The organism is Nostocoides australiense Ben110, from assembly GCF_001050535.1.
In the GTDB taxonomy this organism is placed as follows: Bacteria; Actinomycetota; Actinomycetes; order Actinomycetales; family Dermatophilaceae; genus Nostocoides_A; species Nostocoides_A australiense.
Window position 1 is genome coordinate 771,879 of sequence record NZ_HG764815.1, and the last position, 11,057, is coordinate 782,935.

Consider the following 11,057-nt stretch of genomic DNA (forward strand, 5'->3'; position numbering starts at 1 on the left):
AGGCTACGGCAACCAAGGCTACGGCACAGAAGGCAACGGCACAGAAGGCAACGGCACAGCGCGCCCCGGCCAAGAAGGTCGCGGCCAAGAGGGTCGTGCCGCCCAAGGTCGAGGTGTCGAAGGCCGCATCTGCTGCGGCGCGCCGGGCCCGCAAGGCGGGCTGAGCCTGGCCCGGCCCGCCTGCGCTCGCTAGGGTCGGCACGTGAACGAGACTTCGCCGATCGATACCGTGCTGGCCGCTGTGGCGCGGCATACCGCCGCCGTGGACGACGCCGCCGCCGACCTGGACCTGACCCAGCCGAGCCTGTGCACCGGCTGGACACGAGCCCACATCATCGCTCACCTCGGGCACAACGCCGAAGGCCTGCTGCGGCTGGTCCGGGCCGCGTGTGACGACAGTGGCGAGACGATGTACGCCAGCGTTGCCGACCGGGACGCCGACATCGACCGGTCGGCCCAGTTGCCGCCGGATGAGTTGCGTGCGTTCGCGCGCGACCAGGGCGCGGCGCTGGTCGCGGCACTGCCTCGGCTGGCCGCTGCCGACCCCGCACGCGAGGTCGAGCGGGTGCCGGGTGGGCCCACCTTCCAGGCGGGCAACCTGCCGGGTATGCGGTTGCGCGAGTTGATCTATCACCACGTCGATCTCGATGCCGGCTTCGGTTTCGCGGACGTCGAGCCGGCGTTGCTGCGACGCCTCTGGGAACAGGAGATCGGCATGGTCGACACGAGCGATCCGGCCGCTCTCGGCACCGCGTTGACCCGGCTCGCCCGCGGGATGGACCCACGATGACTCCAGGATCGACCGACTACACGGGCGTCGTGGACCCGGGCGGACCGAGCGATGTGCGCGAGCTGGACCGGGCCACCATACGGAAGATGTCCGTCTCCCCCATGCACAACAACGTCTATCTGATCACCTGCCGGGCCACGGGCGAGCAGCTGTTGATCGACGCGGCCGACGACGCCGATCGGATCATGTCGTTCATCGCGGAGGGCACCGGCGCGGCATCGCACCTCGTCACCACGCACCAGCACTGGGACCACGTGCGCGCCCTCGAGGACGTCGCCCGAGTCACAGCAGCCACGACCTACGCCGGCGAGGAGGACGCCGACGCGCTCCCGGTGGCGCCCGGCGTGCGCCTGAGGCAGGGCGACACGATCACCGTGGGTGAGGTGACGCTCGACGTGATCCACCTGCGCGGGCATACCCCCGGCGGCGTGGCGCTCGCGTATGCCGACCCCGGCGGCATCACCCACCTCTTCACCGGGGACTCGCTCTTCCCCGGCGGCGTGGGCAACACCAAGCTGCCCGGCCAGTCGTTCGAGTCGCTGTATGCCGATGTCACCGAGCGCATCTTCGATGTCTATCCCGACGACACGTGGTTCTATCCCGGCCACGGCAACGACTCGACCATCGGTGCCGAACGCCCGCACCTCGAGGAGTGGCGCGCCCGCGGCTGGTGACCCATAGCACGGCCGACGACCGTGGCTACCCGTAGTGGTACCTGCATGCGGCGATGCGCACCTGGTCACCGTCGATCTTGTAGACCAGCCGATGCTCGTCCGTGATGCGGCGTGACCAGTAGCCGGCGAAGTCGTGTTTGAGCGCCTCCGGCTTGCCGATTCCCTCGTTGCCGTTGCGGGTGATGTCGGTCAGCAGGAGGTTGATGCGCTTGCGGACCTGACGGTCCTGCCGCTGCCACCAGCGGTAGCCTTCCCAGGCGTTCTCGTCCCAGACCAGCAACACGTTCGGTCGGTCTCGATGAGGTCGTGGGGGTGGCCCTGCCCAGCTTCGAGGCGCTCCATGGCATCGAGCAAGCGCCGGGCGTTGGCGGGTGACCGCATGAGATAAGCCGTCCCCCGAAGCGACTCGTAGTCGGCAAGGGAGACGATGACGACGGGGTCGTGCCCGGCACGGGTGATGACGACCTCCTCAAGGCGGGGTGCTCAGTCGAGCAATGGCCTTGGTCGTGTGCGAGGGAGCGACGCTATGACGTCGCTACCTCACCTGACCACCACCGGGACTGGCGAACGCCTACCCTGCTCGGGTGACTGCCGCCGACCGTGTCCCCGCGCCGTTATTGGTGCTCGCGGGCATCGTCTCAGTGCAATTCGGCGGGGCGCTTGCGGCGACCTTGATCCCGCACATCGGGGCGGCCGGGTCGGTCACCATGCGGCTGCTCTTCGCGAGCGTCATCCTCTGCGCGGTGGTGCGGCCCCGGTTGCGGGGGTATAGCGCGGCAGCCTGGCGCACGGTGATCCTGTTCGGGCTCGCGCTCGGGCTGATGAACTTCGCCTTCTACGGCTCGCTGGCGCATCTGCCGATCGGGGTGGCGGTGACGATCGAGTTCATCGGGCCGCTGCTGCTGAGCGCAGTCCTCTCGCGCCGCCCCTCGGACTATGTGGCGGTCGCCGGCGCCGCGGTCGGGGTGGTCCTGATATCCGAGGCCCTGCACGTGCCCTTGGATCAGCTCAGCTGGGCCGGGATCCTGCTGGCGCTGACCGCGGGGGCGTGCTGGGCGGCATACATCATCCTCAGCGGGAGGACCGGGGCCGCCTTCCCCAAGCTCGACGGGCTCGCGATCGCGATGCTCATCGCGACCTGCTTCGTCGCGCCCTTCGGGCTGGCCACCGTCGGCGACTGGAGCGCGCCGCTGCTCGCGAAGGGGCTCGGCATCGCCGTGCTCTCCTCGCTCCTGCCGTATTCGCTCGAGCTGATCGCGTTGCGCCGCATGAGCGCCGCGGTCTTCGGGATCCTGCTCAGCCTGGAGCCGGCGTGCGCGGCGCTGGCGGGGTTGCTCGTGCTTGGCCAACGGCTGCACGTCTGGCAGTTGCTGGGCATGGCGCTCGTCGTGGGCGCGAGCATCCTGATCATGGGCGGCGGAGGCACCGAAAAGGATCCGGCCGAGGCCGCGGCCACCTGAGTGGACGCGCGGCCCCGGCCGCACCGCATACCGGCTTCTAGCCCGCCTGCCTTCAGGCCTCCAGGCGCGCGTCCCGCTTCGACTTCCAGAGGCTGGCGATGGTGGTGACGCCGAGGATGACCACGATCGCGCCGAGCGAGACGGCGATCGGGATCTCGGGCACGCTGACGTGCTCGCCGCCGTTGATGAACGGCAGCTCGTTCTCGTGGAGGGCGTGCAGCAGCAGCTTGACACCGATGAAGGCGAGCAGGACGGCCAGGCCGATGCTCAGGTAGACGAGTTTCTGGAGCAGGCCACCGAGCAGGAAGTACAGCTGGCGCAGACCCATCAGCGCGAACAGGTTGGCCACCAGGACGATATAGGGCTCCTTGGTCAGGCCGTAGATCGCGGGGATGGAGTCGAGCGCGAAGAGCAGGTCAGTCGTGCCGAGCGCGAGGATGACGAACAGCATGGGCGTGGCGACCCGGCGGGCGTTGACCCGGGAGAACAGCTTCGTGTCGTGGTACTCCTTCGTCGAGGGAATGCGCTTCTCGACGAACTTCATGAACTTGTTCTCTTCGTATTCGTCATCATCCGATTCGCCGCCGCTCGCCAGTTTCCACGCGGTGTAGATCAGGAAAGCACCGAAGATGTAGAACACCCAGGAGAAGTTGTTGATCGCCGCCGCGCCGGCCCAGATGAACAGGCCACGGAGGATGATCGCGATGACGATGCCGATCATCAGAGCGAACTGCTGAAGTCGTTCCGGCACAGCGAAGTTCGCCATGATCAGCAGGAAGATGAAGAGGTTGTCGACGCTGAGGCTGTACTCGGTCAGCCAGCCGGCGAAGAACTCGCCCGACAGTTTGCCACCTTTGGTGACGAGCAGGGCGATCCCGAAGGCCACGGCCGCACCGATGTAGATACTGAGGGCGACGACGAGTTCCTTGGTCGACGGGCGGTGCGGATTGCGCATGATCCACAGGACGTCGAACGCCAACACGGCGATCGCAATCCCGATCGTGAGCCACCACGCCCAGGTCGGTAAGTTCAGTTGCGTCTCATTCGCCGCAGCAAGCATCGTGGTCAAAGCAGGGCCCCTTTCGGACATGACGTGATTCAGTCCGAAGGTCTCTCCCGCCCACGAGTGGACCGCCGCCCCGGGTCCGGTGGGACCGTGATGACGAGGCGGACGTGTCGGGATACTCCCCTTCGCGTTCGCAGAGTCTAGCGCCTCCGGCGAGCAGACTCCGCCGCCCGCTCACGGGGCCCACCCTACGCGTTCGCAGAGTCTAGCGTCCGCATTGAATTAGGCCGCAAGCGTCCGCTCGGAGGCCCACCCTTCGCGTTCGCAGAGTCTAGCGTCCCGCATCGAGTTGGGCCGCAAGCGTCGGCTCGGGGGCCACCCATCTTGCTCCCCCGGTCAACCGGGTTGTCGGTCCAGGCGTGAACACTGTGGAAGTCCGAGTGAAGGAGGGCGCCATGCGCCGGTTCCGTATGTCAGTCCTGTCGGCCTGCGTGCTCAGTGCGGCGCTTGCGCTGCTCGGGTGTGGTGGTTCCTCGGCCGTGGCTCCGGTGGCTCCGATGGCGCCGGCGCTGGCGCCGGGGGTCAGCGTCTCGTCGCAGGCCGGCGCGCGCAGCTTGTCCTTCCGCATCGAGCGGCTCGCCGGAGCCGATCGGTATGCCGCGGCGGCCGCGATCAGCCGTGAGTTCCAGCCCGGCACGTCACACTGGGTGGTCATCGCCAGTGGCGAGCTGTGGAGCGACGGCGTCGCCGCCGGCCCGGTGGCGGCCAAGCTCGGTGCTCCGGTCCTGTTCGTCACGAAGTACAGCGTGCCTAAGGCGACGGCGCAGGAACTCGACCGGCTGCGACCGAGCCAGATCCTGGTCCTGGGCGGTAGGGCCACCATCAGCGACGAGGTCATGGTCGACCTGAGCGCCTGGACCGACGAAGGGGCCGAACGCCTCGACGGGGCGGACCGCTTCGCGGTGGCCGCCAAGGCGAGTGCCGAGGTTTTCACGGGGACGGTCGAGACGGCATACGTCGCCTCCGGCCGGGTCTGGCCGGACGCCTTGACCGGCGGCGCCGCCGCCGCGGTGCAGGGCTCACCCATGCTCCTCACCGAGCCCGACCGGGTGCCGGCCGCGATCGCGACCGAACTGCGGCGGCTGGCACCCAAGCGGATCTTCCTGCTCGGTGGCACGGCATCCGTCGACGCGGGCGTCGCCGCAGACCTCGCCGATATCGCTCCCGTCGAACGTCTTTGGGGCGATGACCGTTACGACACCGCACTGGCCATATCCAAGCGGATCTTCGGCACCGACCGGCCCGCCATGATGATCGCCACCGGCGCCAACTACCCCGAAGCGTTGGCCGGCAGCGCACAGGCGACAAGGACGCGCGGGCCGATCCTGCTCTCGCGGCGAGACACCCTACCGAGCGGCACGAGCGACGAGCTCACCCGGTTGTCACCGGACACGGCATACATCCTCGGCGGTCCGGCGTCGGTGCCCATCAATGTGCCGCGGCTGGTCCAGAAGGAACTCGGGGTGTGCTGGGCCGGCAAACCACCGGTGAACACCGACGTCGAGGCGGTCAAGAAGATCTACGGGATGACCGTGCAGCAGATCGCATACACCCTCGACATGGGCGGGCGGCTCGACGGCGGCGCGGACATCGTCCGCTACCTGATCGACAACCAGGTCTGCACCACGTTCTTCCCGACCTCGATCATGGCCGACACGAGCGAAGGCCGGGAGATCCTCGGTCTCATCGCCGCGCACCCGGAGCTGTTCGAGGTCGGCAATCACACGGTGCACCACTGCGATCTCGTCAACGGCGGCGGCGGGTCGCCCACGTCAGCTCCGTGTCAGCGGTCGATGACCGACAGCTTCATCCGGTCCGAACTCAGCGACGCCGAATCGGTGCTCAAGCGCCTGTCTGGCATGCCGATCCGGCCCTACTGGCGTCCACCGTTCGGTGTGTATGACAGCCACGTTCAGTCTGTCGTCGCAGGCGTCGGCTATCCGAAGACGATGATGTGGAGTCGCGACACGATCGACTGGGATCCCGCGACCACGACCCAGGACATCATCGACGCCGTCCTCGACCCGACCCCCGAGACCGGAACCATCGTCCTGTCGCACCTCGGCGGCTATCACACCGGCGAGGCGCTCAAGACGATCGTGCCCACCTTGCGGTCCCGGGGGATGACGTTGACGACGATCTCGGACATGTGGGATCACTGATCGGGCATAGGTGTGCCTCGATGCCGAGCTCGACGACCACGGCGAGGACGTTGAGCATGGCCGACCGGCGCCGCCGGACTCGTGCTCGATGAGGATCTCGTTGAGCGGCCCTGGGGGCTCACCGACTTCCGGGTCGTTGACCCGGACGGCTACTCCCTGCGCTTCACGTCGCGACGCTGATGCCGGATCAGCTGGGGCGCTTGGACTTCGGCAGCTTGCTGACAATCAGATCGTATGAGGTGTCGATCGCCTCCAGGATCTCCCCGTCAGGGATCGCCCCACCGATCCGCAGAGTGTTCCACCCGTTGCGCCCGGTGTAGGCCATGACCGTCGCATCGTCGGGGTACTGGTGCAGCCACTCATCCGCCTCGGCCCGGTTGGCTCCGCACTTGACCCCGACCGAGTCGCCTCCGAGACCGAAGACGAAGATCTTCTCGACGACCTTGGCGACGTGGTCGCCCTCCCATGGCTCGTCGGGGTGTGCCCCGGGTTTGCCCAAGGCGTGGTCACGAACCTCTTCGGGCGTCATGGGGCGAGTGTGGCAGAGGGACGCGCGTCGGGCGAGCGTCAGCGGGTAGCCTCGGACATCTGGCGCAACTCCTTCTTCAGGTCCTTGACCTCGTCCCGCAACCGAGCGGCCACCTCGAACTTCAACTCCGCGGCCGCCTGGTGCATCTGCTCGGTGAGTTCCTGGATGAGGTTGGCGAGATCCGAGGCGGGCAGGCCCTTGATCGTCGCGACCTGACCGGTGTCGGCCATCATCGCCCCGCGGCCACCGCGGCCGGCGCCGCGGGTGCCGCGCGACTGGGTGCGCCCGGATCCGAGCAGGGTGTCGGTGTCGGCGTCCTCGCGGCCGAGCATGTCCGTGATGTCGGCGATCTTCTTGCGCAGTGGCTGCGGGTCGATCCCGTGCTCGAGGTTGTAGGCCACCTGCTTCTCGCGGCGGCGGTTGGTCTCCTCGATCGCCTCCTGCATCGACGGGGTGAGCTGATCGGCATACATGTGCACCTGACCGGACACATTGCGCGCCGCGCGGCCGATGGTCTGGATCAGCGAGCGGGCCGAGCGCAGGAAGCCTTCCTTGTCGGCGTCGAGGATCGAGACGAGCGACACCTCGGGCAGGTCAAGACCCTCGCGGAGAAGGTTGATGCCGACGAGCACGTCGAACTCGCCCAACCGCAGTTCTCGGAGCAACTCCACCCGGCGCAGCGTGTCGATGTCGGAGTGCAGATAACGCACCCGCACGCCCTTCTCGAGCAAGTAATCAGTCAGGTCCTCGGCCATCTTCTTGGTCAGTGTCGTGACCAGCACCCGCTCGTTGCGGGCCGCCCGCTGATTGATCTGGTCGAGCAGGTCGTCGATCTGCCCGCGCGTCGGTTTCAGGATGACCTCGGGATCGACGAGTCCGGTGGGGCGAATGACCTGCTCCACGACGCCGTCGGCCTTCGCCAGCTCATAGTTGCCCGGGGTCGCCGAGAGATAGACGGTCTGGCCGATCCGGTCGAGGAACTCCTCCCACATCAGCGGCCGGTTGTCCATGGCGCTGGGCAACCGGAAACCGTGCTCGACGAGGGTGCGCTTGCGGGACATGTCGCCTTCGTACATGGCGCCGATCTGCGGGACCGTCTGGTGCGACTCGTCGATGACGAGAAGGAAGTCGTCGGGGAAGTAGTCGAGCAGGCAGTTCGGCGCCGACCCGGGCGAGCGGCCGTCGATATGCATCGAGTAGTTCTCGATGCCGCTGCACGAGCCGATCTGGCGCATCATCTCGATGTCGTAGGTGGTGCGCATCCGCAGCCGCTGGGCCTCCAACAGCTTGCCCTGCTTCTCGAAGGTCGCGAGCTGGTGCTCCAGTTCCTTCTCGATGCCGGAGATCGCCCGCTCCATCCGCTCCGGGCCGGCGACATAGTGGGTGGCGGGGAAGACGTACATCTCCTCCTCCTCGCGCACCACCTCTCCGGTCAACGGATGCAAGGTGTAGATCCGCTCGATCTCGTCCCCGAAGAACTCGATCCGGATCGCGAGCTCCTCGTAGACCGGGATGATCTCCACCGTGTCCCCGCGCACCCGGAAGGTCCCGCGCGTGAAGGCCAGGTCGTTGCGTGTGTACTGCATCTGCACGAACTTCAGCAGGAGCTGGTCGCGCTCGATGACGTCGCCGACCTTGAGCGGCACCATCCGGTCGACATACTCCTGCGGCGTGCCCAGGCCGTAGATGCACGACACCGACGCCACGACGACGACGTCGCGGCGGGTCAGCAGCGAGTTGGTGGCGCTGTGCCGCAGCCGCTCGACCTCGTCGTTGATCGAGGAGTCCTTCTCGATATAGGTGTCGGTCTGCGGGACGTAGGCCTCGGGCTGGTAGTAGTCGTAATAGGAGACGAAGTATTCGACGGCGTTGTGCGGCAACAGCTCTCGGAACTCGTTGGCCAACTGGGCGGCCAAGGTCTTGTTGGGCGCCATCACCAGCGTGGGCCGTTGCACCTGCTCGATGAGCCAGGCCGTCGTCGCCGACTTGCCGGTGCCGGTGGCGCCCATGAGGACGACGTTCTGCTCCCCCGCCTTGACCCGCGTGGCGAGGTCGCCGATGGCCTGCGGCTGATCGCCGCTCGGCTCGAATTCGGAGACGACCTCGAAGGGGGCCACCCGCCGCTTCAGTTCAGTGACCGGACGCATGATTCAACCGTAAACGCCCCCACCGACAACGCTGTTCCCGAGCGGGGATCGGCCTATGCTCGCCCGGTGCTGCCCTCACCTGTGGAACGACTTCTCGGTCTGGTCCCCGGCGTGGCGATTGCCGGGGCCACCTCGGCACTCGCGCTGCTGCGCGATCGCAAACCCCTCCACCCGAAGGGCGTCGTCGGACGGGGAGTGCTGGACATCTCGGGCGCGGCCGCGCTCCGAGTGCCCGTCCTCGACACCCCCGGATCGTATGAGGTGACCGCTCGCTTCTCGTGGGCGATCGGCGTCGGTCCGCAGCGCGCCGACATCCACGGGCTGGCCGTGCGCTTCGAGGCCGAGGGGGCGCTCGTCGACTGGCTCTTGGCCTCCACGGGCGCCGGAGGGCTGGACCGCTTCGTGCTGCAGACCCGCGAGCCCGGCACCTTCGGCACGCTGACCACCCTCCTCCCGGTGGACTCCCCCGCCGGCCCGCTGCTGCTGCGCGCCGAACCTGAGGGCCACGGGGAGGGACTTCTCCCGCCTGCGGAGCATCAGCTGTATGCCGCCCTGGGCCGGGGCGGGTGGCAGCCGATCGGGCGGCTCGGGGTCGCCTGGAGCGACCACGACGAGCGGATCCGCTTCGACGCCGTCGCCCACCCCACTCCCGGGGCAGGCAGCTATCCGTTGGTCACGACGCTGCGGACACCGGCATACCGGCTCGCCCGCCTGCTGCGCCCAAACCCGAAGGATCCCGCACCGCTGGGATAACCCCGTGCGACCTGCCGTCCAAGGCGTGGCTCGCACGTGGCCTCGCGCTCGTCGCCGGCGCCATGTGGCTCGACGTCCGTGCTGCGCCGCGGCCGCTCGACTCCGCGAGGACGCCCGGCAGGTAATCTGCCCAGCGTGACGACGGCTCGCAATGTGCTCGGCGGCCCCCTCGCCGAGTGCGGCACCGACCCGATGACCGGGTTCTTCCGCAACGGGGCGTGCTGGACCTCGCCCGAGGACTTCGGCCGGCACACGATCTGTGCGGTCATGACGCCGGAGTTCCTCGACCACCAACAGCGCACCGGCAACGACCTCATCACGCCCATCCCGGCATACCGCTTCCCCGGCCTGCAGCCCGGCGACACCTGGTGCGTCGTGGCCCTGCGCTGGTTGCACGCCCACCAGGACGGCGCCGCCGCGCCGGTCAGCCTGGCCGCCACCCACGAGGCGACGCTCGAAGTCATCCCCCTCGAGGTGCTGCTGCCGTATGCCGCGGACGCACCCGACGATCTCTCGGCGCTCCAGTGACGCAGGAGCAGCGCGCCCCTTACGACCCCATGCCCCACGGCCCCCAAGAGGTCGGCCTGGGGCCGTGGGTGGGCGAGTGGCCGAACGGGCCGGGCGCGGAGGTCTATGACGAGACACTGCTGCGTGAGGGTGACCGGCGCAATGTCGTCGACAAGTACCGCTACTGGTCGATGGCGGCGATCGTCGCCGACCTCGACAGCCGCCGGCACGACTTCCACGTCGCGATCGAGAACTGGCAGCACGACTTCAACATCGGCACCATCGTCCGCACCGCCAACGCCTTCCTCGCCAAGGAGGTGCACATCGTCGGCAACCGCCGCTGGAACCGCCGCGGCGCCATGGTCACCGACCGCTACCAACACCTGCGCTATCACGCCGACGCCACCGAACTCGCCGGCTACCTGCACGAGCGGGACGTGCGACTGTGGGGCGTCGACAACCTGCCCGGCTCCCTCCACCTCGAAGATACACCCCTGCCCCGACGCGTGTGCTTCCTCTTCGGCCAAGAAGGCCCCGGCCTCTCGGAGCAGGCCCGAAATGCCTGCGCCGCAACATTTTCCATCGCCCAATTCGGATCCACCCGATCCATCAACGCCTCGGTCGCCGCCGCGGTCGCGATGCATGCCTGGGTGCGCGAGCACGCCGACTTCTCCGAGGCGTGGCGCGGGTGACGGCCCTCAGGAGGCTCCACGCGGCATACCGGGCCAGCGGCGCCGACCTGCCCTTCGGGGACCCGCTCAGCGCGCACGGGCTGGCGATGGAGGGCTACTTCTGGCGGATCAGCGAACGCGCATCCGGCCGCGCCGCGATCGTGCTCGCCGGCATCAACCGCCCCCACGACGGCTCGGCGCCGTGGTCCACGCTCGGCATCGCACTGTCGCCCGGAGGCGCGATCTCCACGCTCGCGCACGAGCAGGGGTATGCCGATCCGCACCGCCTCGGGGCCGC

General features: G+C 68.2%; 12 protein-coding genes and 1 pseudogene. 8 read left to right on the forward strand and 5 right to left on the reverse strand.

The window, feature by feature from the left end; translation table 11 throughout:
- Nucleotides 1-202 precede the first annotated feature (202 nt).
- Both BN11_RS03650 and BN11_RS03655 read left to right on the forward strand, forming a co-directional pair.
- Nucleotides 203-790: a maleylpyruvate isomerase N-terminal domain-containing protein gene (locus BN11_RS03650; protein WP_048694618.1), complete on the forward strand. Its 588-nt coding sequence runs from the start codon at nucleotides 203-205 to the stop codon at nucleotides 788-790.
- On the forward strand, nucleotides 787-1,464 hold the full coding sequence (locus BN11_RS03655) for an MBL fold metallo-hydrolase (RefSeq protein ID WP_048694621.1): 678 nt from the start codon (nucleotides 787-789) through the stop codon (nucleotides 1,462-1,464). Before BN11_RS03650 ends, BN11_RS03655 begins: the two co-directional genes overlap by 4 nt.
- A 25-nt stretch (nucleotides 1,465-1,489) precedes the next feature.
- On the opposite strand, the gene BN11_RS03660 is transcribed toward BN11_RS03655, so the two are convergent.
- Both BN11_RS03660 and BN11_RS26320 read right to left on the reverse strand, forming a co-directional pair.
- The gene (locus BN11_RS03660; protein WP_048694625.1) at nucleotides 1,490-1,747 is read right to left on the reverse strand and encodes a Txe/YoeB family addiction module toxin; all 258 of its coding nucleotides are present in this window, start codon (nucleotides 1,745-1,747) and stop codon (nucleotides 1,490-1,492) included.
- Complete coding sequence (locus BN11_RS26320) at nucleotides 1,654-1,923, reverse strand: type II toxin-antitoxin system Phd/YefM family antitoxin (RefSeq protein WP_083433500.1); 270 nt, start codon at nucleotides 1,921-1,923, stop codon at nucleotides 1,654-1,656. The genes BN11_RS03660 and BN11_RS26320 overlap by 94 nt, the downstream gene beginning before the upstream one ends.
- A gap of 125 nt (nucleotides 1,924-2,048) precedes the next feature.
- Between BN11_RS26320 and BN11_RS03665 the strand changes: the two genes are divergently transcribed.
- Nucleotides 2,049-2,924, forward strand: coding sequence for an EamA family transporter (locus tag BN11_RS03665; RefSeq protein ID WP_235435346.1), 876 nt, complete (start codon nucleotides 2,049-2,051; stop codon nucleotides 2,922-2,924).
- Between the two features lie 52 nt (nucleotides 2,925-2,976).
- On the opposite strand, the gene BN11_RS03670 is transcribed toward BN11_RS03665, so the two are convergent.
- Nucleotides 2,977-3,957: a TerC family protein gene (locus tag BN11_RS03670; protein WP_048700722.1), complete on the reverse strand. Its 981-nt coding sequence runs from the start codon at nucleotides 3,955-3,957 to the stop codon at nucleotides 2,977-2,979.
- A 428-nt stretch (nucleotides 3,958-4,385) separates the two neighbouring features.
- Here BN11_RS03670 and BN11_RS03675 point away from each other — a divergent pair, with 428 nt between their 5' ends.
- Complete coding sequence (locus tag BN11_RS03675) at nucleotides 4,386-6,152, forward strand: cell wall-binding repeat-containing protein (protein WP_083433501.1); 1,767 nt, start codon at nucleotides 4,386-4,388, stop codon at nucleotides 6,150-6,152.
- Between the two features lie 187 nt (nucleotides 6,153-6,339).
- On the opposite strand, the gene BN11_RS03680 is transcribed toward BN11_RS03675, so the two are convergent.
- A complete protein-coding gene (locus tag BN11_RS03680) occupies nucleotides 6,340-6,681 on the reverse strand; it encodes an MmcQ/YjbR family DNA-binding protein (RefSeq protein ID WP_048694635.1) in 342 nt (113 codons plus the stop codon).
- Nucleotides 6,682-6,719: 38 nt separating this feature from the next.
- Nucleotides 6,720-8,828 (reverse strand): excinuclease ABC subunit UvrB, encoded by a 2,109-nt coding sequence (uvrB, locus tag BN11_RS03685; protein WP_048694639.1) that lies wholly within the window; start codon nucleotides 8,826-8,828, stop codon nucleotides 6,720-6,722.
- 66 nt (nucleotides 8,829-8,894) lie between these two features.
- Between uvrB and BN11_RS03690 the strand changes: the two genes are divergently transcribed.
- From BN11_RS03690 to BN11_RS23385, 4 genes and pseudogenes are all read left to right on the forward strand, one after another.
- Nucleotides 8,895-9,581 (forward strand): phosphodiesterase, encoded by a 687-nt coding sequence (locus BN11_RS03690; RefSeq protein WP_157043960.1) that lies wholly within the window; start codon nucleotides 8,895-8,897, stop codon nucleotides 9,579-9,581.
- Nucleotides 9,582-9,716: 135 nt separating this feature from the next.
- Entirely contained in the window at nucleotides 9,717-10,109 is a 393-nt protein-coding gene (locus BN11_RS03695) for a DUF2237 family protein (RefSeq protein ID WP_201329207.1), read from the forward strand.
- A 29-nt stretch (nucleotides 10,110-10,138) separates the two neighbouring features.
- A complete protein-coding gene (locus tag BN11_RS03700; RefSeq protein ID WP_048700726.1) occupies nucleotides 10,139-10,780 on the forward strand; it encodes a TrmH family RNA methyltransferase in 642 nt (213 codons plus the stop codon).
- Nucleotides 10,777-11,057 (forward strand): annotated as a pseudogene (locus tag BN11_RS23385) (tocopherol cyclase family protein); the annotation flags it as partial. The gene BN11_RS03700 and the pseudogene BN11_RS23385, both read left to right, overlap by 4 nt.